This window comes from Carnimonas nigrificans ATCC BAA-78, from assembly GCF_000526695.1.
Lineage (GTDB): Bacteria > Pseudomonadota > Gammaproteobacteria > Pseudomonadales > Halomonadaceae > Carnimonas > Carnimonas nigrificans.
Genome location: NZ_JAGO01000010.1, coordinates 192,508 through 216,781 on the forward strand (window position 1 = coordinate 192,508; position 24,274 = coordinate 216,781).

Consider the following 24,274-nt stretch of genomic DNA (forward strand, 5'->3'; position numbering starts at 1 on the left):
CCGGCTTCAATGGCGCATGTTTGCACCGCTGTCGGGCATTTTTGTAACGATTTTCCGAACATCAATTGAGAGAGCACCATGAGTATTCCTGCGATTACCCCCTACCCCATGCCCGGTCGCGACGAGCAGCCTGAAAACCGCGTCAACTGGCAGCTCGATCCTCAGCGCGCCGTGCTGCTGGTGCATGACATGCAAGAGTATTTCCTCAACAAATACTTTCAGGATCAGGCGCCCATTCCGGTGCTGAAAAATCATATTGGACAGCTTCTGGCAGTAGCGCGAGCGCAGGGCATTCCCATCTTCTATACCGCGCAGCCTACCGACCAGCCTGATGAAGATCGCGCGCTGCTCAACGATATGTGGGGGCCAGGCATTCCCGCGCACCCTGAGCAGTATCCGATCGTTGCCGAGCTGGCACCGCAACCGAACGAAACCGTACTGACCAAATGGCGCTACAGCGCCTTCCAGCGCTCCGACTTCCGCGAGCAGCTTCGTCAGCTTGGCCGCGATCAGTTGGTGATTACCGGCGTGTACGCGCATATCGGCTGCATGACCACCGCGCTGGATGCCTTCATGGAAGATGTGCAGCCATTTTTGGTTAACGATGCCGTGGCCGACTTCTCTCTTGAAGAGCACCTGATGGCGTCACGCTATGTAGCCAAGCGCTGCGGCGTTAGCCTGAGCACGGCGACCGCGATTGCCTCCCTCGATGGCCAATCGCAACAGGAAGGCACTGGCTTTAGCGTGGCCGACCTCGACAAGGAAGTGGAGCGTCTGCTGGAAGAGCCCATCGACGAACTGCCCGGCGATGAAAACGTAATGCTGCTGGGCATGGATTCGATTCGCTTGATGAGTCTGGCGGAGCGACTGCGCAGTGCAGGTATCAATGCCAGCTTCGCTGATCTTGCCGAACGCCCGACGCTGGATGAATGGCGTGCGCTGGTACGTGCCGGAGGTGTGCAGTGAGTGACGGTGAATTCGCCGGCAAGGTGGCCGTCGTCAGTGGTGCTGCCCAAGGCATCGGGGCAGCGGTGGTACGCCGGCTGATTGCCGCTGGTGCGCGCGTGGCGGCGCTTGATATCAAGCAGGAGCAGCTTGAACAGCTGGCTAACGAACTCAATGCAGGTGATCGGCTTACCCTGCATCGCGTCGATGTCGCCAACAGCACAGAGGTAGACCGCGCCATCGCTGACGCGACCGCACATCACGGCCCCATCGACTATCTCGCCAGCGTTGCCGGAGTGCTGCAAATGGGCCGCGTTGTTGATCTCACCGATGAGCAGTGGCAGCACGCCCTGTCGATCAATGCCGGCGGCCCCTTCCGCCTCGCTCGCGCGGTAGGCAAGCAGATGATCGAGCGCCGCGCAGGCAGCATCGTGGTGGTAAGCTCCAACGCCGCAGGCCCGGCACGCTATGAGATGGGCGCCTACGCCGCCTCCAAGGCAGCCGCCACTAAAATGACTCAGGTGCTAGGGCTTGAACTTGCAGAATACGGTATTCGCGTCAATATCGTCTCCCCCGGCTCCACCGACACCGATATGCAGCGCGGCATGTGGGCCGACGACAGCGGCCGCGATAACGTGATTCGCGGCTCCCTCGACACTTACAAGGCTGGTATTCCCCTGCGCAAGATCGCTACCCCCGATGATGTTGCCGAAGCGATTCTGTTTTTGCTTTCAGAGCGTGCGGGGCATATCACCATGCATGATTTAAGGGTGGATGGTGGGGCTACGTTTGATCAGTAGATAGATTGATGGCAGGAGGGTAATTCAGGAACCTGCGCAGGACTTCACTGTTAGCGTTTTTTCAAACGTTGGTGATGGATTTTGAAGGGGACCTTGCAGGCCCCCTTCCACCCCGCCTGCGTCAGGCGCGTCAGACCATCCACTTGCAAAAATGCGCTGCAAGCGGATGATTCCACGCCTTCCTTTAATGAAGGTTGCTGATATTGGTGGTACGGATTAAGGGGAATTCAGGAGGTTTGGGGAGGTTGCAAGGTCAGCGGCTTTATCGGTGGGTTAATTCAGGAGACTGCGCAGAACTTCACTGTTGGCATCTTTTCAAACGTTATTGACTGCTTTCGAAGGGGACCTTGCAGGCCCCCTTTACCCCGCCTGCGTCAGGCGCGTCAGACCATCCACTTGCAAAAATGCGCTGCAAGCGGATGATTCCGCGCCTTCCTTTATGAAGGTTGCCAGTATCGGTGGTGTTGATTAGGGGAAGTTTGGGAAGGTTATAAGGTGAGCGGCTTTATCTGTTGGATGATTTGGAAGACTACACAGGACTTCATTGCCGGCATATTTTCAAACATTGGTGATGGATTTCGAAGGGGACCTTGCAGGCCCCCTTTCCTCCCGCGCCTTCCTTTAATAAAGGTTGCTGATATCGCTGGGGGCAGCTCAGCAAAAAAACAAAGCTGAGACGAGTTACTTGTCTTTTGCCTTATTCCCCTATGGCCCAGGAGCCATCATCCTTTTTAACCAGTTTCATTGATTTAGTGGCATTGTTAGCTGGATTCAATACGTCACAGCGATAGCTATTATCACCATCTTCAGTACAGTTTTTTAGTTCAGCCTTGGAAACCTGTTCTTTGGCGGCTTCGAAATTTTTAAGCAGCTCATCTTTAATAGGCGCTGAGGCATCGTCTCCGCCTATCTGCGATATCTGCTGCTCTTGCTCATCAATAAGCCCCACCAGCGCCTTGTGCAGGTCGTCATCGGTTGGAGCGTTGTTCGACGAGCAGGCTGAGAGAACAAGGGGCAGAGAGGCGGCAGCGGCCAGTAACCAGGAAGCTGATTTCATACTGATATTATTCCTTTATGGACAAGGTGTTCTGTGTAAAACCAGTCTGCATCATACCTATTATTCATATATTCGCTATTGGTCTTATTTTCTTTTTTCAATCATGGGAAATTTGCCAATCCCCCCTCTCAGCATCACGCCCATTGTTTCCGTTATTGGAAGTTGCTGCCATTGATCGCTTATCGAAGGAAAACGCTGCCATTTACCAAGGGTACATTGGCTCATTGACTCCGTGCGCTATGCTTGCACGGCTTCATCACATTGGGGCGATGCTCGGAAGGGAGAGTACGAAGACAAAAGCCCTTCTCGCATTCACGGGAAGGGCTTGGGCAGAACATCGTCAACAGCGAAAGACTGCGCAGGCTCGGGTATGAGCGACCTTATTCTGCAAACAGATCCTCAAGCACGATGGTTTCCGAGCGGTCGGGGCCGGTGGAGACAATCGCGATGGGCACGCCAACTTCCTTCTCAAGGAAGTTGATATAGGCGCGGGCATTGGCGGGCAGAGCGTCGATACTCTTGGCACCGATGGTGGATTCGCGCCAGCCGGGAAGGTCGGTGTAAACCGGTTCGACGGCTTCGTAGCCTTCAGCATCAATGGGGCTGTCGAGCAGGTTACCGTCCTTGGAGCGATAGCCGACACATACGCGGATATTCTCAAGGCCGTCGAGTACGTCGAGCTTGGTCAGGCATAGTCCCGAAATCGAGTTGACCAGCACCGAGTGGCGCAGCGCAACTGCGTCGAACCAGCCGCAGCGGCGCGCACGTCCGGTGTTGGAGCCAAATTCATGGCCCTTTTCCGCCAGATGACGGCCAAAGTCGTCAAACAGCTCGGTGGGGAACGGCCCTGAGCCTACACGGGTGGTATAGGCCTTGGTGATACCCAGCACGTAATCGAGATAGAGCGGGCCAACGCCGGAGCCTGTGGCAACCCCACCTGCGGTGGTGTTGGAGCTGGTGACGTAAGGATAGGTGCCGTGGTCAATATCGAGCAGCGAGCCTTGCGCGCCCTCGAACAGGATGTTTTTACCTTCAGCGCGCAGCTGATGCACCGCGCTAACGGTATCGCACATCATCGGCTTGAGCTCTTCCGCCATCGCCATGGCTTCATCGAGCACTTTCTGGAAATCGACGGCTGGCTCGTTGTGATAGTGAGTCAGCACGAAGTTGTGATAGTCGAGCACTTCACCCAGCTTGCTGGCAAAACGTTCGCGATGCAGCATGTCGCCGAGACGCAGGCCACGTCGCGCCACCTTGTCTTCGTAGGCGGGGCCGATACCGCGGCCGGTGGTGCCAATCTTGGCGACGCCGCGCGCCTTCTCGCGCGCCTGATCCAGTGCAATATGATAAGGCAGGATCAGCGGGCACGACAGCGACAGACGCAGCCGCTCGCGCACGGGAACGCCGCTATCTTCAAGCTCTTTCATTTCACTGAGCAGCGCTTCAGGGGAGAGCACCACCCCGTTACCGATGATGCAGCTCACGTTGTCATGCAGGATACCTGACGGAATCAGACGCAGGATGGTTTTCTTGCCATCAATCACCAGCGTATGTCCGGCGTTGTGGCCGCCCTGATAACGCACCACGGCAGCAACGGAGTGAGTCAGCAGGTCAACTACCTTGCCTTTGCCTTCATCGCCCCATTGAGTGCCGAGCACCACGACATTCTTGCCCATTGAAATGTGCCTCTTGATAGCTTCGAAAAGGTAAATCGGGAAACTGCCCAGGCACCGCGTGACGGATATTCGAACGCATTCGATATCGGCCAGACCAGTGCGCGGCGCCTCCATTACGTTATTTCATGCGACAGCGCTGCGGTGGCAAGCAAGCCGGGCAGCGCGTCTTTCCTTGTTCAGGTCAGCTCTTTTACCTGCCATTCACCGTCTTCCTGCACCAGCTCGCGGTTACAGCGATGATCGACCGGCCCGGTAGACTGGTGTGGCAGCGCGTTCACCACCCGCTCACCCTGATGACGGAGCTGCTGCACGAGTGCCGCCAACTGGCTGTCGTTGACTGCGGGCGCCCAGATGCCGTCGTGTGCTGGCTGCTGCTCTTCAAGGCTGGCCAGCATTTTCAGCTCAAGGGAACAGCCCGTTGCAGGACGCGAACGGCCAAAAGCGCGCCCGGTATGGTCGTAGCGCCCGCCCTTGACCAGCGCCTGGCCGTAACCGGGCACATAGGCCGCAAACACCACGCCAGTGTGATATTCATAGCCGCGCAGCTCAGTCAGATCAAGATAGAGGGAGACGCCGGGATATTCGTTACTGATGCAATGCGCCAGCTGTTCAAGCTGCGCTAGCTGCTGTTCGACTTCCTCGGGAAGATCGGCAAGCGTGGCGCGCGCTTCATCAAGCACCTCGATACCGCCATGCAAACGTGGCAAGCGTTGCAGCACATCACGTAATGCAGAAGGCATCTCCACTGTCGCCAGCAGCGCGTCGATTTCGCTGTAGGACTTGCGCTCGATGGCTTCAAAAAGCTGCTGCTCGGCAATCTCGTCCAACTGCGCCTGTTCGATCAATACACGATAGATGCCGATATGACCAAACGCTAAATGAATATCGCGAGCGCCTGCATAAGAGAGCGATTCAAGCGCCAGCCGCACGATCTCAAGATCAGCCTCAATACCTGCATGACCGAATAGCTCGATCCCTACCTGCAACGGATTACGCCCGCCCTGATACTGATCAGCCGTCGCACGCAGCGCATTCACGCAGTAGCACAGCCTTGAAGGGCCGGGGCGCACCAGCGAGTGGGCATCCATGCGCGCTACCTGAGGGGTGGCATCCGCCGATAGCCCCATCATGCGGCCGCTAAGTTGATCGGTAAGCTTGAATGTTTGCAGTTCTAGATCGCTGCCAACGCCTGTCAGCAGAGAGTCGAGAAACTCGGCGGGAGGCGGCACGACCAGTTCATAGCCCCAGCGCTGATATAGATCAAGCAAGCCTCGACGGAGTGTTTCCATACGCAATGCTTGCGGAGGCAGCACCTCGTCAATGCCATCGGGAAGCAGCCAACGATCGGCTATCGTCATCTCTGAAAACCTTAAAAACCTAGCCCTGCCCCTCGTACAAGAGCAGGCAGTTCGCCAAATTGACCGTAGATTATGCTGCGCCGTACAGACAACAGCGCTGATCTACAGCCACAAAAAAAACCGGAGCAGCGCCCGGTTTTAAAGATTCTATCACGCTATAGCAGCAGTGCCATCCCACCTGCCCGACAAATCATCGTTATGCAGGTGGGAGATGGCATTTACTGGCTGGCTCCGCCGGACGGATGCTCAAGATAGCGGAAGAAGTCAGACTTCGGCCCTATGACAAGAATATCGTTGTTGCCTTCGAAGCTTTTGCGATATGCCTGCATCGAGCGATAGAAGCGTGCAAATTCCGGCTCTTGCTTATAAGCGTTGGCATAGATATTGGCAGCTTCGCCATCACCTTCACCACGCAGACGGTCAGCTTCCTTGCGCGCATTGGCAAGAGCGATTTCACGCTGGCGGTCGGCATGTGCACGAATACGCTCGCTCTGCTCCTGCCCCTGGGCACGGTATTGGCGTGCTTCGGCGTGGCGCTCGGTACTCATGCGCTGATAGACCGCTTGAGTAACCTGTTCCGGCAGTTCCACGCGCTTGAGCCTGATGTCCAGGATCTCGACACCGATCTCATTGCGCATCGCTTTATCCAGCGACTCCATCGAGTCGGCCAGCATATCGTCGCGATCTTCGGAGATGATCGTATTCACCTCGCGGCTACCAAAGGCGTTACGCAAACTCTGCTCGACACGCGGCGAAATCAGCGCTTCGGCGCGAGCAGTATTGCCGCGCGTGGCCTGATAAAAACGGTTGGGGTCCACAACGCGCCATTTGAGGAATGAATCCACAATCAGCGCATTACGGCCCGCCGTCAGAAAGCGACTTTGACCATTCTCAAGGGTTTGCACACGCGCATCGAAAGTGTGCACCGTGTTAATCAGCGGCCACTTGGCGTGCAGACCGGGCGCAATATCGGTGGCAACCACTTCACCGAAACGTAGCTTGATCGCGCGCTGGGTCTCGTTGACCACATAGAGACTGGTACTCGCCAGCCACGCCAGCACCGCCAGCACCGCAATAATGACCAGGGAACGATTGTTAACCATTAGCGGGCACTCCGTTCTGTCGAGCGTTGAGAGCGTGATGCCGAGCCGCTGCTGGAAGAAGCATTCGATTGAGTGTCGCGTGCATCGCCATTGCTGTTGCTGCTGTCATTGCCTGAGTGTTCATCGGCGCTGCTGGCCGAGTCTGCCTGATGCTGTTTACGCAATTGATCAATGGGCAGATAAATCAGTGACTGATTGCCGTGATCAACGTCAACAAAGGCTTTCGGATTGGACGAATAAATACCACTGAGCGTGTCGAGATAGATACGCGTGCGAGTCAGATCGGGCGCACTGCGGTAGCCATCCAGCATCGACAGGAAGCGCTGGGTTTCACCCTGGGCGTCGGCCACTACCGCATCGCGATAGCCATAGGCCTGCTCAATGGTACGCTGAGCCTCACCATCGGTACGCGGCTTGAGCGCATTCTCATAGGCATGTGCCTGGTTGATCTCACGCTGACGATCCTCGCGGGAGCGAATAACGTCATCAACCGCATCCTGGATTTCATCAGGGGCGGATGTGCTCTCAAGGTTCACCGCCTGAAGGCGCAGCCCTACTCCGTAGCGATCAAGGGTTTGCTGCAAACGCTCCGCTACAATACCGCCCAGCTGCTCGCGGCCGCTCAGCAGCGAATTTTCGACCGGCGGCGTCATGGAGATAATCGGTGCATCTTCAGCATTCTCGGAAGAACCGTTCGGTGAAGCCGAGGCTTCCGTCGCCTCCTGCACTTCCTTCACTTCAGCGGTACTGGTCAGCACGTTCTGCATACCACTGGCACCGACTACATGGCGCAGCGTGGAATCCAGCGCATCGCGCAGGCTCTCTTCGGGATCACGCACATTGAGCACGTAATCACGCGGATTATCGACCTGATACTGCACCGAGATATTGACCTTCACGATGTTGGTATCGGCAGTGAGCATCGAGGATTGCTGATCAAAGGAGCGCACCGCCGAGACGTTGACCTTGTTGAGCTTGTCAATCAACGGCGCATGCCAATGCAGGCCAGGCTCGACAGTGGTGTGATACTGGCCCAGCCGCAGCACGACAGCGCGCTCGGACTGATCGACCAGATAGAAGCCGGAACCGGCCCACACCAGCAGACCCACACCCACCAGCCCCGCAGGCAGCAGCAGCGGATTGCGCGGTGCGGAGCTGCCGCCCTTATTGGGGCCGCCGCTCTTGCCTTTATTGCCTTTTTTGAAAAATCCGGAAATGCCGTCCTGCAGCTTCTTCAGCGCTTCGTCGACATCTACCGATTGACCGCTCTTTTTCTTGCTGCGATCACCGTTGTCTCCCCAGGGCGATGGAGGACGCTGACTGTCTTTGTCTCGACCGTCTGATCCTTCCCCGCTTCCCCAGGGATTACGGCCTTTGTTATCGCCGCCATTACCTGGCTCGTTCCACGCCATACAAAGATTCTCCAGGACTTCATTGATCAGCGCTGAGGTGCGCCCTAATCAAGCTGCGGACGGTCAGGCACCATGCTGGTAGTGTAAGCCTTAAGGCATACCTCTGACAGTGCGCGCACAGGTTCGTCTGCGGCCTGCTTCAGCAGCAGAACCTCATTCATCAGCGGGATACAATAACAGAAAAAAAAGCATTAACGTCAGTTCAATCGCTACAACCTGAAAAGTCGTAATTGACGTTAATGCCTTGTTAAGGAAGGAAAAGCCTAGAATTCGCTTTCAAATGCTTCACTGGGAAGATAGTCGCGCGGATTCTCCTGGGCGCGTGCCAATAAGCGCAGGAAATCGTGCTGCGGCAGGCGTATGTCGAGGCGCGTGTTGCCCTTCTCGTCAAACGTCTCCTGACGCACCGCACCCAGCTCGTGCAGTTGGGCGCGCAGCCAGCCTTTCTGCGGCGCAAGTTCAAGCGATAGCTCGATGACATCCTCGCCGAGCAGCTCGCCAAGCGCCTGATCGAGCAGCTCGAAGCCATTTTGCTGCTGCGCCGACAGCCATACCACCAGCGGCTTGCCCTGACTGTCGCGCTCAAGACGCGGCTGCGAACCAAGCAGGTCGATCTTGTTCATGACCAGCAAGCGCGGCACTTCATCGGCACCGATTTCAGACAGCACCGAGTTGACCTGCTCGATATTCTGATCACGCTCAGGGTCTGCGGCATCAATCACATGCACCAGCAGGTCGGCTTCCGAGGCTTCTTCAAGAGTCGCCTTGAATGCCTGCACCAGCTTGTGCGGAAGGTGACGAATAAAGCCTACCGTATCGGCCATGACCACGGTGCCAACGTCAGAGACTTCAAGACGCCGCAAGGTCGGATCAAGGGTCGCGAATAGCTGGTCAGCGGCATAGACCTGCGCCTCGGTCAGCGCGTTGAAGAGCGTTGACTTGCCAGCGTTGGTGTAACCCACCAGCGAGATAGAGGCGATATCGGCGCGCGAACGGGCACGACGGTTTTGCTCACGCTGGGTACGCACCTTTTCGAGACGCTTATTGATCTGGCGAATGCGGGCGCGCAGCAGGCGACGGTCGGTTTCAAGCTGGGTTTCACCCGGGCCACGCAAACCGATACCGCCCTTCTGACGCTCAAGGTGCGTCCAGCCACGAACCAGGCGCGTGGACATGTACTCAAGCTGCGCCAGCTCAACCTGAAGCTTGCCTTCATGCGTGCGCGCACGCTGGGCGAAGATATCAAGGATCAGCCCGGTGCGATCAAGCACACGGCATTCAAGTTCACGCTCGATATTACGCTCTTGCGAGGGCTTGAGCGCATGGTTGAAGATCACCAGCTCAGCCTTGTGCTCTTTCAGTGCATGACGCACTTCATCAAGCTTGCCTTCACCGATAAATAGCCGCGCATCAGGGTAGCGGCGGCTCCCTTCAATCAGCGCAGCAGGATCAGCCCCTGCGGAACGCACGAGCTCAAGTAATTCTCTAGGGTCTTCGGCCTCACGACCATCCTGGAAATCAATGTGAACCAGGATGGCCGTTTCGCCGGAATTGGGGCGTTCAAAGAACAATCAGCGCTTCTCCAATCAGACTTCCTGGCCTGGAGCTGCTTCAGGAGCGGGAAGGCGAACATTACGCGACGGTACTACGGTAGAAATAGCGTGCTTGTACACCATTTGACTGACCGTATTGCGCAGCAGCACGACAAACTGATCGAAGGATTCAATCTGTCCCTGAAGCTTGATGCCGTTAACCAGGAAGATGGAAACAGGAATACGCTCCTTGCGGAGGATATTAAGGTAAGGATCTTGTAGTGACTGTCCTTTGGACATGAGCGCTCTCCAAAAATATAAATGCTGCAACGTTGGGGTCTTATAAGCCGACACTGAATCGGGATCGCTGGTCGGAAGCTGCGTGCGATGGGCAATGCCTGCCTGCACTTGCACACTGGATTGGCTACCGCAGCGGCCTTCGCTGCGCCCCATTTGGCCCGGAGTGAAATTCGACAGCGGCGGCACATAAAGGTTTCTTGCATATGCCTGCCGACACCGCGCAAATGCCGACCATGCGCGCTATCCACGCCGTTGATGAGAACTCACTAAACCGGTTCATCAGTGTACGCTAACTGGAGACGTTTCGTACAATTTTCAACAGTCGCTGCTCAAGCTCTGCGTCGGGCACCTGAATTCGTTCGACATTGGGCCAGCTACGCAGCCAGGTGAGCTGCCGTTTGGCTAATTGGCGGGTAGCGATGATGGCCTGCTCACGCATGGTCGCCCAATCGCACTCGCCCGCCAGATAGCGCCACGCCTGTCGGTAGCCCACGCTTTTGATCGAAGGCAACGAAGGCGAGAGATCACCGCGCTGGTAAAGCGCCTGCACTTCCTCAATGAAATTCGCCTTCAGCATCGCATCGAAGCGCTGCTCAATGCGGCGGTGCAGCTCACTGCGCTCGGTGGGTTCCAGGGCAATCTGCACGATTGAATAGGGCAGACTCTGACGCTGCTGTTCGCGCCAATGATCGGTAAGCGAGCGGCCCGTCTGACGGTACACCTCCAGGGCACGCAAAAGCCGCTGGGGATCGTTGGGATGAATGCGCTGCGCTGCTTTAGGATCAACCTGGGCGAGCTGGTGATGCAGCGCGGCCAGACCGTGCTGGGCAAGCTCCTGCTCCAGTTCGGCACGATACGCAGGATCGCTGGCTGGCAGGTTATCGTTGCCTTGCAGCAGCGTTTTGAAATACAGCATGGTACCGCCCACCAACAGCGGTATTTTTCCCCGTGCACTGATCTCCGCCATCGCCGCGAGTGCATCAACACGAAAATCGGCAGCGGAGTAAGGCTCTGCCGGATCACGCAGGTCGATCAGGCGGTGTGGCGCTCGCGCAAGCTCCTGGGCACTGGGTTTGGCGGTGCCGATATCCATGCCACGGTAGACCATGGCCGAATCCACACTGATCACTTCGCATCCCAGCGATTCGTGCAGTGCAATGGCGGCATCGGTTTTGCCCGAGGCGGTCGGCCCCATCAGGAAAAGCGCAGGAGGATGGGCGTTAGTGCTGTGTTGATTGGGCATTTAAATAGTTGGAACGTAGTGGAGTAACGGAGGAAGAGGGAACGGTCAATAAGCTGAATGGGCGCTACATCGCCACCAATAGCGCTATTGGCCGCGCAGAAACAGGCGATCGAGATCCTTCATGCCGAGTTCGGTCCAGGTCGGGCGGCCATGATTGCACTGCCCACTACGCTCGGTTATTTCCATGTCGCGCAGCAAGGCGTTCATCTCTTCGATGGTCATGCGTCGATTGGCACGAATGCTGCCATGGCACGCCATGGTAGAAAGAATCTCATCAATGCGCCCACGCAGCGCATCGCTGCGACCAAAACGCTGCAATTCATGCAGCATTTCACGCACCAGCGGCTCCACGTTCTCCTGCCCTTTGGGGCGCATCAGCACCACGGGGATCTGCCGCACCAGCAGCGTTTCCGGGCCAGCAATGCCTAGCTCGACCCCCAGCCGCGAAAAGCTCTCGCTCTCCTGTTCGGCCAGCTCTGCTTCGGCTTCCGATACAGCAATAGAGACCGGCACCAGCAGTGATTGTGCCTCGATTCGGCCATTATCAAACTGGCGCTTGAGGCGCTCGTAATTGATACGTTCATGGGCCGCGTGCATATCGACAATCACCATACCGGCGCTGGTCTGCGACAGAATATAAACGCCGTGTAGCTGAGCCACCGCATAACCCAATGGCGGCGCCTGGGTATCATCCTGCGCGAAGCTGTCAGCACGCTCGCTGCGCGTCGGCCCGGTAGCAGCGCTGTTGTTCGTGCTGCTGGCTGCATCGCGCTCGCCCAGCAGCGCCTCCTCGCGGTGCTGCGGATGTAACGCGCGATAGCCGTCGAGAAAGGCTCGCACACGATCCCCTGAAGGAGCACTGCCACCACTCCGCTCGCCCGATGGTGTCTCTGCGCTATAGCGTCCACGCTGCTCATTGAGCGACATCCGCTGCTGATGCCACGGCGCTTCGGGCGCTGACGCTGGCTGCTGAATATCATTCAGCACTTCACCCGTAGCAGGATCGACCGACTCGCCTGGTTCGCTCCCTTCTTCTTCATGCTGAGAGGAGCTACCTGCACGGGTATCAGAGAGCGCATGATGCAGGCTCGAAAAGAGAAAATCGTGCACCAGACGACCATCGCGGAATCTCACTTCGTGCTTGGTAGGATGCACATTGACATCGACTACATGGGGGTCAAGCTCAAGATAAAGCACGAAGATAGGCTGGCGACCGTGGAACAGCACATCGCGATACGCCTGACGCACGGCGTGCGCCACCAAACGGTCACGCACCACCCTGCCATTGACGAAGAAATATTGCTGATCGGCCTGGGCGCGCGTATGTGTCGGCAAGCCTACCCAGCCCCATAGCCGCAACCCTGTCGCATTCACATCGACTTCCAGCGACTTGTCGAGTAGCTGTGTCCCCAGCAGGGAACCTACCCGAGCGCGCCGCTCGGCCATGGAGTGAGCCGGTTTGAGATGGTGAAGGCTCTTCTGATTATGGCGCAACGACCAGCCAATTTCGTAACGTGACAGCGCAAGCCGCCGGAAGGCTTCTTCCAGATGGCCGAATTCAGTCTTCTCGGTACGCAGGAACTTGCGCCGCGCGGGCGTATTGAAAAACAGATCACGCACGGCGAGCGTAGTGCCCTGCGGGTGCGGCGCAGGCGAGACGCGGGAGGCCATGTCGCGCCCCTCGGCGACCACGCGCCAGCCCTGGGTCGGATCGTCACTGACATTTGAGAACAGCTCAAGGCGCGATACCGAACTGATGGATGCCAGCGCTTCGCCACGAAAGCCCAGGCTGGCAACACCTTCCAGCTCATCAAGCGACGTAATCTTGCTGGTCGCGTGACGCGACAGCGCCAGCGGCAAATCCTGCTGATCAATACCGCTCCCGTTATCGCGTACCTGAATCAGCCTGGCACCACCGTTTTCGATATCAATGTCGATACGGCTGGCACCGGCATCGACGGCGTTTTCTACCAACTCCTTGAGCACCGATGAGGGGCGCTCGACCACCTCACCCGCCGCAATCTGGTTAGCGAGGCGCGGCGCCAATACCTGAATGCGCCGCCGAGCGTGACCGCTTGCGCTCTCTTCCGTACTCATCAGTTGCCCTTGGGAATAGTCAACACCTGCCCCGCTTGCACCACATCCAGGGCAAGGTTATTGGCCTTTTTCAGCGCCTCGACCGTTACGCCCTGGCGCTGGGCAATCAGGGTCAGGGAATCACCGGGGCGCACGCGATACTGGTTGCTCCCTACCCTGGTGCCCTCCTGGTTCGCCAGATAGGTACCGGGCGGCGGATGCTGATGGAAGTAGGAGGTAATTCCCGTGAAAATCGCCTGGGCAATTTGCTGCTGATGAGAAGGTGACTTCAGCATCCGTTCCTCGGAAGGATTCGACAGGTAACCTGTTTCAACCAGCAGTGAGGGAATATCCGGCGATTTGAGCACCACAAAGCCTGCCTGATCCACGCGGCCGGTATGCAGACGATTGAAGCGCCCCAGATGGTCGATCAATTGACGGCCCGCGCTCAACGAGGCGTTGATGGTCGCCGTCATGCTCAGATCAAGCAGCACGCCGCGCAGCATCTCATCCTTGTCGCTCAGATCAAGGTCGCCTTCGACGCCACCGATCAGGTCGGAATTATTCTCTTTTTGCGCCAGCCAGCGCGCTGTTTCAGAGGTAGCGCCGTGCTGCGACAGTGCATAGACCGAAGAGCCACGCGCCGAGCGGGAGGCCGCTGCATCGGCGTGTACCGACACGAAGAAGTCAGCATGATCCTTGCGCGCAATCTCGGTACGTCCGCGCAGCGGTACAAAGGTGTCGTCATCGCGGGTCATGCGCGCCACGAAGCCACGCGAATTATCAAACAGCGACTTCACACGCTTGCCGATTTGCAGCACGACGGTTTTCTCAAGCGTACCGCCGGGGCCATGGGTACCGGGGTCCTTGCCGCCATGCCCCGGGTCGATAATGACCACGATATCGCGACCATGGCCCTGGTTCGCCTTCGGGCTGACCGCTACAGCAACATTGGGAGATACGGGCGGCGTCTGCGACTGGCGTTCGGCATTGGCCTGCTGCTGCTTGATGATATCGGCAATCGGATCGCCCGCTGCGCCCTGTTGTGCCATCTGCTTCGGCTGCGTTTCAGGATCACCGTTTTCACCACTGTCACCGGCCTGCATGTCTACCACGACACGGCTGCCCTGCTTGCCTGGCGCTGCCCCTAGAGGAAACTGGCCATAGGCCACGGGGTGCGCCAGATCAATCACGACGCGCAAATCATGCCCATTGCGCGTTGCCCAACGGATGTTCTTGAACAGCGCTTCCTGCCTGGCACTGTCAGCGATATTCGGCTGCGTGCTGGTATTTTTGAAATCAACCACCAGTCGCGCCGGGTCTTTCAGCGTGAATACCTGGTAATCAACGTCGCCATCAACGTCGAATACCGCTCGCGTGGTGCCATCGTGGCTCCAGGTACGAATTCCGGTTAACTGCATTGCCTGAGCGGTACTGAACGCTTGCAGCAACAGACAGCCCATCATCAGCAGGCAGGCAAGCCACCAGCGCGACTTTGACATAAATACCAGGGGTAAACTCACTCTGCCTCCGATAAGGTTCGATCAAGCGCCGCCACTGCGCGCGCTCCCGCGTCGCTGTAAGCGGTAATACACGCTTTACGGCCGCTCTCAAGCACATCTATATGAATACGCAGATCAGGGGCAGGCAGGCCACCTTCTCCGCGTGAGGGCCATTCGACCAGATAAAGCCCCTTCTCCTTGAAGAGATCGCGAGCGCCGATAAATTCAAGCTCCTCGGGATCTGCAAGGCGATAAAGGTCGAAATGATAGATGCGCCGCTCGGCGATGTTATAGGGTTCCAGCAAGGTATAGGTAGGGCTTTTGACCGCCCCGTTAAATCCCGCGCCCCTGAGAACACCTCGCGTGAGCGTGGTTTTGCCCGCGCCCAGTTCACCTTCAAGAAACACACAGCCGTTGAAATCGAGGGCGTGTCCAAGCGCGCGACCCAGCGCAATCTGCGCGTTTTCATCACGCAGCGTGCACTCAAGCGACGCGACGCCACTGCTGAGCGAAGAAGAACCTGATGACATGCGAACGGTTAGCCTTGGTGCGAGGGGTTGACAATACGATGCGCAAAGGATGCCAGATCTGACGCCATGAGGCCACGTTCACCGTACTTTTCGGCAGCACTATCGGCAGCCATGGCATGCACCAGCACACCGGTACGGGCGGCATCACTCGGCGACAAGCCCTGCACCAGCAGTCCTGCAATGATACCGGTCAGCACATCGCCCATACCGCCACTGGCCATACCGGGGTTACCGAAAGGGCACAGCGCGGTGTGAGCATCATCATCGCCATCGACAATCAAGGTACCATTGCCTTTCAGCACGATAACTCCGCCGCGCAGCTGCCACAGCCGCTGCGCGGCTGTCTTGCGATCCGCCTGAACCTCGGCGGCGCTGATCCCCAGCATAGCGGCTGCTTCGCCTGGGTGCGGGGTGAGAATCCAGTTATCACGCTTAAGATCGGCATAACAGGATTCAAGCAGATGCAGCGCATCGGCATCCACCACGACCGGACGCTCGCTCTTCAGCACCGTAGCCAGCAGCGACTGCCCCCATTCGCCCTGCCCCAGCCCCGGGCCAACCGCGACGGCACGCGCGCCTTCAAGCAGGTCATCAAGCTGCGCGCCCTTCTCTACAGCACGCACCATCAATACCGGACAACGCGCCAGAGCAGGCGCAAGATGCAACGCATCGGTCGCCAGACTCACAAGCCCTGCCCCGGCCCGAGCCGCTGCCTCACTCACCATAATGCAGGAGCCGCCAAAGCCCGGCTGACCGCCCACCACCAAAAGGTGCCCAGTGTGGCCCTTATGGCTACTCGGTAGCCGTGGCGGCAGCATGGCGGGCAGCAGGTCATGATCCAGCAATACCGCCTGTGGCGCTACCCGCTCGAATATCTCGGCATCAATGCCAAGGTCATCAAAGACCCGCTCACCGCACACATCGGCGGCATTCCCGGTGTAGAGGCCCAGCTTACGACCAATAAAGCTGAGCGTTACCGATGCCTCCATGGCCTGCCCAACGTGACCGGTATCGGCATCGACGCCGCTGGGTAGATCAAGCGCCAGCACGGGAGCGGGATGTTCATTGACCCACTCGATCACTTCCTTGTAACGCCCGCGTGGAGCACCTCGGGTGCCCGTACCGAGCAAGCCGTCAACGATAAGATCAATATCGCCGCTATCGCTCAGCGTCGTATCAGCCCAGTAGATCGGCACGCCCTCCTCCAGCGCCATGCGATACGCCTGAGCCGCGTGCTCGGTCAGCGCTTCCGGGTCCTTGAGCGCCAGTACTTCCGACGCCAGCCCGCTGCGTCGCGCCAGCGCCGCCACGATATAGCCATCACCGGCATTGTTGCCAGCACCGCACAACACCAGAATACGGTGGGCGCTCGGCCAGCGCTTGCGCAGTAGCGTGAAGGCGGACTCACCGGCACGGCGCATCAGTTCGAAACCGGACAGCCCGCCTTCCATCGCGAGACGATCAAGCTGGCGGGTCTGGGCGGCGCTGTAGAGCTGCGCCAGCAGTGGCACTGGCTCCGCACGGCGCGTATGACGAGGTTGGCTCATGAAAACTCCCGATAGCGACAAAGAGCAACGCGATCGGCCTGGCCGCGTGCTCACCAATGCGAATAGTGTGCCAGCCGCCCCGTGTGACGCAACTGCCGACTTTCGCGCTCAGCTACACCTTCAGGCATAATAGCCACGCCCACACCCTGTACGGTAGCTCTCTGGCCTGGGAGCCTGTTCAATGTCTCGCGAGCTAACGCCATGCAAGGCAAGAACGCGGCGAACAGACGCTTATACCCAGAAGTGACCTGCTGCCGGCCACCCTGCACGCGACTACCGTCTTTCAGCCATTCTTGTATTCACGCTATGTCCTCACCTTCCTCTACATTGCCGAATGACGCCCCGCAACCGCTGGATCAGCGGCAACTGCAAGCACTCAAGGAGAAGATCCAGGTGTGGGGCCGCGAGCTGGGGTTCCAGCAGCTCGGCGTGGCTGATATTGATCTAGGCGAGCATCAGCACCATTTGCAGCGCTGGATCGAGCAGAAGATGCACGGCGAAATGGGCTATATGGCGGAGCATGGCGCCAAGCGCTGGCACCCCGAGCAACTGGTGCCGGGCACCCAGCGTATTATTACCGCGCGCATGGATTACCTTCCCCCTGAAGTGGAAACTACCCGTGTACTCGGTCAGCCCGAACGCGCCTATATTTCGCGCTATGCGCTGGGGCGCGACTATCACAAGGTCATTCGCAAAAGGCTCACCACCCTTGCCAAATGGATCGAAGCCGAGGTAGGCAGCATTGGCTATCGTGCCTTTGTCGATTCCGCCCCCGTACTTGAGCGCGCTCTGGCGCAGCGCAGCGGGCTGGGCTGGTTCGGCAAGAGTTCGATGCTGTTGAATCCCAAGGCAGGCTCGCTCTTCTTTCTGGGCGAGCTGTTTACCGATCTTCCGCTGCCGGTGGACGCGCCCTTCGAGCGCGAACACTGTGGCAGTTGCGATCGCTGTCAGGTGGCCTGCCCCACCGGCGCTATCGTCGATGACAAGGTAGTCGATGCGCGGCGCTGTATCTCTTACCTGACCATTGAGTTAAAGGGGCCGATTCCTCTCGAATTTCGTCGTGCCATCGGTAACCGTGTCTATGGCTGCGACGATTGTCAGCTGGTCTGCCCCTTCACGCGCTTTACCCGCGTCAGTTCACTTGAGGATTTCAGCCCTCGCCATGAGCTGGATCGCGCACGGCTGATTGATCTGTTTCGCTGGAGTGAAGAGCAGTTTCTGACCAACACCGAAGGCAGTGCCATCCGCCGCATTGGTCATGAGCGCTGGCTGCGCAATCTCGCGGTGGGGCTGGGGAATCACCCTCCTTCCGCGGAAGTAGTCGCTGCACTGCATGAGCGGCGTGAGCATCCAAGCGAGCTGGTACGCGAACATGTCGAATGGGCACTGGCTGAGCAGCAGGCCAAGGCCGACGCCGTTATTGCCAGAGATTAACGCCCTGTACAGGGGCGGCGTTGCGCTTCGCTCTCAACGGCTTCATTACGACTGCGCTTTTTGACGCAGCAGATAAATATCCATCACCCACCCCTTACGCTCGCGCAGCTTGTCACGTACTTCGCGAATACGCTCGCCCACTTCAGCAACGCGGCCATGAATCAACTGCTCATCGGCACTGCCTAGACAAGCTCCCCAGAAAATCTCGCTATCAGGCGTGGCAAGCTGCAAAAAACTGCATTGACCGTCCAGCATCACCACCGCTTCATCCACCCCTTCGGGCAGCCCCTCATCACGCAAGCGCCGTCCGGTAGTGATATGAATGGTGCCATTGAGCTGATTGAGCGCGATTTGATGCCCTGCGGCGAGCAGTTGAATACTGGAAATGCCCGGTATCACCTTAACCTCAAGAGGCACGACACCACGCTGCTGAATCGTCTGAGCAATTCTGATGGTGCTGTCGTAGAAGGCAGGGTCGCCCCAGACCAGAATGCCCGCCGTTTGCTGCGGGCTGAGCTGTTCGCGCAGCACTTCTTCCCAGCGTTCAGCGCGCTGCTCATGCCAGGCCGCCACCCGCGCCAGATACTCCCCGCTTGCAGCACGCGGAGGATCGGGTAATCGCACCACGCGCAACGAACTGCGCCCAAAGCGCCTCAACAGCTCCTCGCGCAATAAGCGCAGCTCGCTGCTATCACTGCCTTTATCAAGCACCAGCGCAATATCAAGCTCACCAATGGCATCAATGGCCTGCTGGGTGAGCTGACGTGGATCGCCGGAGCCGATGCCGATAAGTGAAAGCGTTACCATCATTAAATTCCAATTCTGGTGGAAGCGTGCCTGGAGGCGAGGTTAAACATAGGCGGCCAATGGTACAGCCGTCGTGCTGAGCAGGCATCACCTGAGTCTTCCTGGAGAGCAGGCCGCTATTAATGTCTTCACCACGCGACTGCACATACGGGCTTCTCTCCAGGGAAGCCGCACTCAGAAGGCAACCCGTTTATCACGGCATGGCGTTCAGACTGCTGCCCCCTTGCGCCTCAACGGTTATAACGTCTTCTGATATCAGGGGGTTGGCTCTGCCCGGGTCTGGAAGGCGATGGATTCCAGCCCATCAACAACACGCAGGGTGGGATTGAGGGATTGCGCATCGACAATCACGATGTTGTTGTTACGCACCGCCTTGAGCCGGCTGGCAACAGGGTCCGTGTATAGAAATTCGAGCTTCGCCAGCACATCGTCCCCCTGATAGCGAAGTCGCTCCATGGAGGTAATGACCAGAATGTCAGGGTCGAGCTGCGCAATCCTCTTCCAGCTCACGGTCGGCCACTCTTCGCCAATATCAATCAGGTTATCCAGGTTAAGCTGGCGCGCCAGATAGGCAGGTACGCCATTGTTGCCCGCCACCCACGCATCGCCATGCAGGGTGGCACTGGTGAACCAGAACACCACGCTTTGCCGGGGGCGCGTACTCTGTACGCGCTGGCTTACCGCCGCTATTCGCTGGCGCAGCGATGATGAAAGCGCTTCTCCCTGCTCGGGCACATCAAACATGCGCGCTACTTCATTGACTTCTTCCAGCACCTGACTGAAATCGAAGGGAACCCTGCGTGCGCCAGCAGCGCTGGAGCCGGCAGTTACCGCTTTATCCTCGCAATCGGACGGCGACACATAGGGAGTCACGCCCAGCCCTAAAAAGTGGTCGGCACTCGCGACCGCCCCGCGCGGGCCAATATCGTAGACATATTGCGCCATCACCAGATCAGGGCGGGCCGACAGTACCCTTTCGAGAGTGGGCGCGTTATCTGCCAGACGCGGCAAGCGTGGAGTGAGATCGGCATATTTTTCAGGCAGCGGGCCAAACCACAGGCTGGTGCCCACAATGCGATCCTTGAGGCCCAGCGCCAGCAGCAGCTCGGTAGCTCCCTGACCAATGGTGACCACACGCTGGGGCGGTGCAGTAAAGGTCAGGGTGTGCCCACAGTTGTCGATCTGATAAGGGAATGGCGCGGCGGCAGCCGACTCGGCCAGCAGTGACAGTACAAGGGCCAGCCACGCCATGGCGACGGGCAGAAACACGGATGAATGAATAGTGCGACGGCGCATGGCTGATAGCCATCTCCCCAATGCGTAAAGGTGCTGACCAGACGCAGGTATCGCTAGCGCTGTCAGGGCAATAGAGCCGTCATATTAGGGTGGCATTTTCCATGGTGCAAACGATTGAAACTTAACTGAAACATTCTACAGTGCGGCCCAACAGCGTCGTGGCGGCAAGGCCACCCGCTCGCAGCCGAGAGCCTGTCTGGGCTTGCTCGATAGCACCTCGGCAAATACCGACACAAAAACAAGGGATAAATATTCAGAATGGCCGCTGCAAAACGGTAGACCGTGACTAAATGCGAGCCATCCAGCGCTCCCAGTGAGGGCTTAGCATCAGTTGGCGGGCGCGCGCATACTTCCAGAATCCGTACTTCTGATAATCGAAATCCCAGTCAGAGCGGCAGCGCTGCTGCACGGCCCAGGCGCCCCACTTCACATCCGCTACGGCTCGCATTATCCACACTCGTGCTTCGATCTGTGCCGTTACTGCGCCGAAATACGCCTCGATCAGCTCATGACAATGTTCAGCGTCAACAAACATCTCCCCCAGGAAGACACCCAGCTCATAGGCGCGCTCGTTATTCGAGGCAAACTCGAAATCCACCAGTTTGAACAAGTCAGGAGCACCCGTCGTGTCTGTGCGGAAGAGAAAGTTGCCCGGCATGGGGTCGTTATGACACGGCACCAGATCAAGCCCCGACGCCATAAAGACCTCACGGGCACGCTGGTACTGCGCAATCAGCCAGGCGAACCACGACGGCTGCTGCGTACCGAGCGAACGCCCCTGCGCGATATGTTCGTCAGTCATGGTAAATACATCCTTGCTGGTCGCCAGCAGCGGTGCCTGATGCAGGGCTCGGTAAGTGGCAACCGCCGCGTGCAAATAGCGCTCGCCGCTGAAATCCGCCGACCGTGCAGAGTGATAACCACAGAGAAACTCGCTGATCTCTATTCCGTGTTCGGCATCGAAATACACCACCGCTGGCGCTATTCCCAACTGGAAAGCCTGCTGCTGAGCCGCGATTGACTGGTGACGATCAATAAAGGCGTCCGTACCGGCACCAAAGCGTTTGACGAAATAGTGCTGATCGCCGCGTGACAACCGATAGTTGTCGTTGACCAGCCCTCCCGTAATGGGCACAAGCTGCCAGTCAGGGGCACGCGCCCATGGGGGAAGCAGCTCACGAAGGGCGGCATGATTCATTATGAAGCCCCTAGCGTGCGTAGCCGTGCGTCGCTGTTCTGCTCAAGCCAGGTTTCGAAGCGCCACAAGCGCCAACTGGCGTATTTGCCAAACTCCTGATGGCGACGCGGCGAGAGGTCCGACAAACGCTGGGCGATCAGCCCCCAGCGCAGGTCATCCAGCATCGCGTAGACCATCGCGCGCTGAAACTCGCGCTCATTAAAATAACCACGCCACTGCTCGAAGCCTTCTCGTGCCACAGCTTCGCTGTCGTAATACTCCATCAGGCAGCAGCCTAGCTGTTGAAAAGGATCGGCCAGCCCCGCCATATCGAAATCCACCAAGCGTACCCTTCCATCGCTATGCAGCAGCAGGTTGGAGAGGTTGGCATCACCGTGAATCAGCACCAGATCAACGCCAGTGGCCTTGATGGTGGCTGTCGCACGGGCAACGAAATCACTCCAGCGCGCCAGGCGTGCGGCGGCAAAATCGCTATTGGCAGCAGCCCACGACAGCAACTCACTCAACTGTTGCTCAACCGCAGCGCTGGCCCATGATCCAGCCGCTGTCAAGTGCTCAAGCGCCTTGAACGTCGTAAACACCGCTTCGCGTGTGGCAGGGGCGTACATATCCTCAAGCCTCGCCACGCGCCACTCGGCACCCAGCGCTTCCATCACCAGCGCGGGATAGTCGGCAACGTACTCATACACCGCAGGCGCTAACTGCTGCTCAGCGGCCACACGCGCAACGCGGCTGGCATGTTCGGTATCAATATAAAAATGGGTGTCAGGAAACCAGGACTTGATCATTACTGCCCGTTCACCGCGTTCGGCCTTGAGAAGTTCGGCATCGACACCGCGCCAGCTAGGTGACGCAAGCGACGTAAAAGGCGTTGCCATGCGGTGTGGTTCACCGCCCAGCCAGCGGCTCGCTAGTGCGCTGAGCCGCTGCTGATGATTAGCTGGCATCGGCGTGTGCATCATGGCGAGAAGGTAACAACGGCCATGCTCTCGCCCCACTCGTGCGCCGCAGCTCGGCTTCCAGGCGCACTGCCAACCGCAGCAAGCGAATATCATCACAGCGGCGTGCCACGAGCTGCACACCTACCGGCTGGCGATCAGGCCCCATGGTTGCGGCGATCACTACGGCGGGATGCCCCGACTGATTGAAAGGAGCGGTGAAAGTGCAGTGCCGCAGCGGCATCTCGGGATCAGGCCCCAACTGTTCGGCGCTGAAGCCGATCACCGGCGTTACCGGCGTCAGCAGGAAGTCCGCCTGATCGAACAGGGCGTTGGTCGCGGCAACGCCCTGCTGCACCCGCGCATCAATGGCGGCCATCTCCTCCAGCGTCCAGCGGCTGGCCGGCGTGCACCACGTCACCAGCTCCGGCGGTACGGCCTGCCTGAGCGGTGCGGGGCAACCGGCATACTCCCGCCAGGCGCGCAGCTTGAACGTATCATCAATGGCGGCGTACACATCTTCTTCATAAGGCGTGCGATGTTGCGAAGCGTCTACCCCCAGCTCAGTCAACGCCTCTGCCGCCATTTCCACAGCATACAATGCGGCGGGATCAGGCGTTGGGCCGAAGCCAAAACTGGGATAGACAGCAACGCGGGCATCATGCAACCCATTGGCAGGCTCGGTGAGCGGCAGCGAAAAGCGATCTTTGGGATGGACCCCCGCCACGGCGCGCAGCAGTGGTTCAAGATCAGCCGCATGGCGACAGAGTAGCCCCGCCGACCGTACATCGGAGGCAGGAGTATGAGCGATCAGCCCCTGGGTCGGCTTGAGCGCCGCAAGACCGCATTGAGCTGCCGGTAAGCGCACTGATCCCGCTATATCGGAGCCAATCGACGCCATTCCGATGCCCGCGGCCAGAGACGCGGCGCCCCCTGAGCTGGAGCCGCCAGGACTCGCCGCCGTATTCCAGGGGTTACGGGTAATGCCATGACGCGAGCTTACCCCGGACGCGCTCATGCCAAAATCGGGCATGGTGCACTTCGCCAGCACGAGGGCATGAGCCTGCTTCAAGCGCTCCACCGGCGGCGCATCCTCACTGGCTAAACGGCCATTACCGTGAGCGCTGGAGCCGTGATACCAATACATGCCGCGAGCATTCACCGAATCCTTCAGCGTTACCGGTACACCTTCCAGCGCTCCTACAGCTTCGCCACTGCGCCAACGCATCCGCGAAATTTCAGCAGCGGCCAGCGCCTGTTCGCTCTGTATCTCGTAAAGCGCATTGATGGTGGGATTCACGCGCTGCGCGTGCGCTATAAAGCTCTCTGCCACCGCCACAGGATCAAGTTCGCCGCTGCGGTAACTCGCCAGCAATTCAGGCAGGGAGATCGCGGCCAGTTGCTCAATGGGTATCACTGTTGCCCTCGTATTCACAGATGCCCGATACAGGCGTTACCCACTAGGGTAATGGATCGCCCCGCGCCGCTCTACAGCGCTTCACTCTGGCGGCGCGCTCCTC

The 24,274-nt window shown here is 58.4% G+C and carries 20 protein-coding genes; 3 read left to right on the forward strand and 17 right to left on the reverse strand.

From position 1 onward, the window contains the following. Window positions 1–78: 78 nt before the first annotated feature. Together L881_RS0102100 and L881_RS0102105 are read left to right on the forward strand one after the other, a co-directional pair. Complete coding sequence (locus L881_RS0102100; protein ID WP_025732072.1) at window positions 79–966, forward strand: isochorismatase family protein; 888 nt, start codon at window positions 79–81, stop codon at window positions 964–966. Then, a complete protein-coding gene (locus L881_RS0102105) occupies window positions 963–1,745 on the forward strand; it encodes a 2,3-dihydro-2,3-dihydroxybenzoate dehydrogenase (RefSeq protein ID WP_025732073.1) in 783 nt (260 codons plus the stop codon). Before L881_RS0102100 ends, L881_RS0102105 begins: the two co-directional genes overlap by 4 nt. Window positions 1,746–2,442: 697 nt before the next feature. Here L881_RS0102105 and L881_RS0102110 read toward each other — a convergent pair. The 12 genes from L881_RS0102110 to L881_RS0102175 form a co-directional block, all read right to left on the reverse strand. After that, the gene (locus L881_RS0102110) at window positions 2,443–2,802 is read right to left on the reverse strand and encodes a hypothetical protein (protein ID WP_025732074.1); all 360 of its coding nucleotides are present in this window, start codon (window positions 2,800–2,802) and stop codon (window positions 2,443–2,445) included. A gap of 380 nt (window positions 2,803–3,182) precedes the next feature. Further along, the gene (locus L881_RS0102120) at window positions 3,183–4,478 is read right to left on the reverse strand and encodes an adenylosuccinate synthase (RefSeq protein ID WP_025732077.1); all 1,296 of its coding nucleotides are present in this window, start codon (window positions 4,476–4,478) and stop codon (window positions 3,183–3,185) included. Window positions 4,479–4,654: 176 nt separating this feature from the next. Beyond that, window positions 4,655–5,836 (reverse strand): ATP phosphoribosyltransferase regulatory subunit, encoded by a 1,182-nt coding sequence (locus tag L881_RS0102125; protein WP_025732078.1) that lies wholly within the window; start codon window positions 5,834–5,836, stop codon window positions 4,655–4,657. A gap of 218 nt (window positions 5,837–6,054) precedes the next feature. Further along, complete coding sequence (gene hflC, locus L881_RS0102130; RefSeq protein ID WP_025732079.1) at window positions 6,055–6,939, reverse strand: protease modulator HflC; 885 nt, start codon at window positions 6,937–6,939, stop codon at window positions 6,055–6,057. After that, window positions 6,939–8,351 carry a protease modulator HflK gene (gene hflK / locus L881_RS0102135; protein WP_025732080.1) on the reverse strand — a complete coding sequence of 471 codons (1,413 nt, stop codon included), beginning with the start codon at window positions 8,349–8,351 and terminating at the stop codon, window positions 6,939–6,941. The genes hflC and hflK overlap by 1 nt, the downstream gene beginning before the upstream one ends. A gap of 263 nt (window positions 8,352–8,614) precedes the next feature. Continuing rightward, entirely contained in the window at window positions 8,615–9,922 is a 1,308-nt protein-coding gene (gene hflX, locus L881_RS0102145; protein ID WP_025732081.1) for a ribosome rescue GTPase HflX, read from the reverse strand. Between the two features lie 15 nt (window positions 9,923–9,937). Continuing rightward, complete coding sequence (gene hfq / locus L881_RS0102150) at window positions 9,938–10,183, reverse strand: RNA chaperone Hfq (protein ID WP_025732082.1); 246 nt, start codon at window positions 10,181–10,183, stop codon at window positions 9,938–9,940. 289 nt (window positions 10,184–10,472) lie between these two features. After that, window positions 10,473–11,426 carry a tRNA (adenosine(37)-N6)-dimethylallyltransferase MiaA gene (gene miaA, locus L881_RS0102155; RefSeq protein ID WP_025732083.1) on the reverse strand — a complete coding sequence of 318 codons (954 nt, stop codon included), beginning with the start codon at window positions 11,424–11,426 and terminating at the stop codon, window positions 10,473–10,475. An 84-nt stretch (window positions 11,427–11,510) separates the two neighbouring features. Next, window positions 11,511–13,523 (reverse strand): DNA mismatch repair endonuclease MutL, encoded by a 2,013-nt coding sequence (gene mutL / locus L881_RS0102160; protein ID WP_025732084.1) that lies wholly within the window; start codon window positions 13,521–13,523, stop codon window positions 11,511–11,513. Beyond that, window positions 13,523–15,025, reverse strand: a complete 1,503-nt coding sequence (locus L881_RS0102165) for an N-acetylmuramoyl-L-alanine amidase (protein WP_245587909.1) — start codon at window positions 15,023–15,025, stop codon at window positions 13,523–13,525. Before L881_RS0102165 ends, mutL begins: the two co-directional genes overlap by 1 nt. Then, window positions 15,022–15,534: a tRNA (adenosine(37)-N6)-threonylcarbamoyltransferase complex ATPase subunit type 1 TsaE gene (gene tsaE / locus L881_RS0102170; RefSeq protein WP_025732086.1), complete on the reverse strand. Its 513-nt coding sequence runs from the start codon at window positions 15,532–15,534 to the stop codon at window positions 15,022–15,024. Before tsaE ends, L881_RS0102165 begins: the two co-directional genes overlap by 4 nt. A gap of 8 nt (window positions 15,535–15,542) precedes the next feature. Then, window positions 15,543–17,081, reverse strand: coding sequence for a bifunctional ADP-dependent NAD(P)H-hydrate dehydratase/NAD(P)H-hydrate epimerase (locus L881_RS0102175; RefSeq protein ID WP_025732087.1), 1,539 nt, complete (start codon window positions 17,079–17,081; stop codon window positions 15,543–15,545). A gap of 306 nt (window positions 17,082–17,387) precedes the next feature. On the opposite strand from L881_RS0102175, the gene queG reads away from it, so the two are divergent. After that, entirely contained in the window at window positions 17,388–18,515 is a 1,128-nt protein-coding gene (gene queG, locus L881_RS0102180) for a tRNA epoxyqueuosine(34) reductase QueG (RefSeq protein WP_025732088.1), read from the forward strand. A 45-nt stretch (window positions 18,516–18,560) separates the two neighbouring features. Here queG and cobF read toward each other — a convergent pair whose 3' ends face one another. The 5 genes from cobF to L881_RS0102205 form a co-directional block, all read right to left on the reverse strand. Further along, a complete protein-coding gene (gene cobF, locus L881_RS0102185) occupies window positions 18,561–19,325 on the reverse strand; it encodes a precorrin-6A synthase (deacetylating) (RefSeq protein WP_211238873.1) in 765 nt (254 codons plus the stop codon). Window positions 19,326–19,577: 252 nt separating this feature from the next. Then, window positions 19,578–20,618, reverse strand: coding sequence for an ABC transporter substrate-binding protein (locus tag L881_RS0102190; RefSeq protein ID WP_025732091.1), 1,041 nt, complete (start codon window positions 20,616–20,618; stop codon window positions 19,578–19,580). 286 nt (window positions 20,619–20,904) lie between these two features. Further along, on the reverse strand, window positions 20,905–21,816 hold the full coding sequence (locus L881_RS0102195) for a choline kinase family protein (RefSeq protein WP_025732092.1): 912 nt from the start codon (window positions 21,814–21,816) through the stop codon (window positions 20,905–20,907). Next, on the reverse strand, window positions 21,816–22,763 hold the full coding sequence (locus L881_RS13330) for a phosphotransferase (protein ID WP_025732093.1): 948 nt from the start codon (window positions 22,761–22,763) through the stop codon (window positions 21,816–21,818). Before L881_RS13330 ends, L881_RS0102195 begins: the two co-directional genes overlap by 1 nt. Then, on the reverse strand, window positions 22,753–24,171 hold the full coding sequence (locus L881_RS0102205) for an amidase family protein (RefSeq protein WP_025732094.1): 1,419 nt from the start codon (window positions 24,169–24,171) through the stop codon (window positions 22,753–22,755). The genes L881_RS13330 and L881_RS0102205 overlap by 11 nt, the downstream gene beginning before the upstream one ends. Window positions 24,172–24,274 lie beyond the last annotated feature (103 nt).

Excerpts from the sequence above, each read along its gene's own strand:
- L881_RS0102195 (WP_025732092.1), bottom strand. The coding sequence starts at position 21,816 with ATGAATCATGCCGCCCTTCGTGAGCTGCTTCCCCCATGGGCGCGTGCC.
- L881_RS0102100 (WP_025732072.1), top strand. The coding sequence starts at position 79 with ATGAGTATTCCTGCGATTACCCCCTACCCCATGCCCGGTCGCGACGAG.
- L881_RS13330 (WP_025732093.1), bottom strand. The coding sequence starts at position 22,763 with ATGCCAGCTAATCATCAGCAGCGGCTCAGCGCACTAGCGAGCCGCTGG.
- hflC (WP_025732079.1), bottom strand. The coding sequence starts at position 6,939 with ATGGTTAACAATCGTTCCCTGGTCATTATTGCGGTGCTGGCGGTGCTG.
- miaA (WP_025732083.1), bottom strand. The coding sequence starts at position 11,426 with ATGCCCAATCAACACAGCACTAACGCCCATCCTCCTGCGCTTTTCCTG.
- cobF (WP_211238873.1), bottom strand. The coding sequence starts at position 19,325 with ATGATGGTAACGCTTTCACTTATCGGCATCGGCTCCGGCGATCCACGT.
- tsaE (WP_025732086.1), bottom strand. The coding sequence starts at position 15,534 with ATGTCATCAGGTTCTTCTTCGCTCAGCAGTGGCGTCGCGTCGCTTGAG.
- L881_RS0102110 (WP_025732074.1), bottom strand. The coding sequence starts at position 2,802 with ATGAAATCAGCTTCCTGGTTACTGGCCGCTGCCGCCTCTCTGCCCCTT.
- mutL (WP_025732084.1), bottom strand. The coding sequence starts at position 13,523 with ATGAGTACGGAAGAGAGCGCAAGCGGTCACGCTCGGCGGCGCATTCAG.
- L881_RS0102125 (WP_025732078.1), bottom strand. The coding sequence starts at position 5,836 with ATGACGATAGCCGATCGTTGGCTGCTTCCCGATGGCATTGACGAGGTG.
- L881_RS0102120 (WP_025732077.1), bottom strand. The coding sequence starts at position 4,478 with ATGGGCAAGAATGTCGTGGTGCTCGGCACTCAATGGGGCGATGAAGGC.
- L881_RS0102190 (WP_025732091.1), bottom strand. The coding sequence starts at position 20,618 with ATGCGCCGTCGCACTATTCATTCATCCGTGTTTCTGCCCGTCGCCATG.
- queG (WP_025732088.1), top strand. The coding sequence starts at position 17,388 with ATGTCCTCACCTTCCTCTACATTGCCGAATGACGCCCCGCAACCGCTG.
- hfq (WP_025732082.1), bottom strand. The coding sequence starts at position 10,183 with ATGTCCAAAGGACAGTCACTACAAGATCCTTACCTTAATATCCTCCGC.
- hflK (WP_025732080.1), bottom strand. The coding sequence starts at position 8,351 with ATGGCGTGGAACGAGCCAGGTAATGGCGGCGATAACAAAGGCCGTAAT.
- L881_RS0102175 (WP_025732087.1), bottom strand. The coding sequence starts at position 17,081 with ATGAGCCAACCTCGTCATACGCGCCGTGCGGAGCCAGTGCCACTGCTG.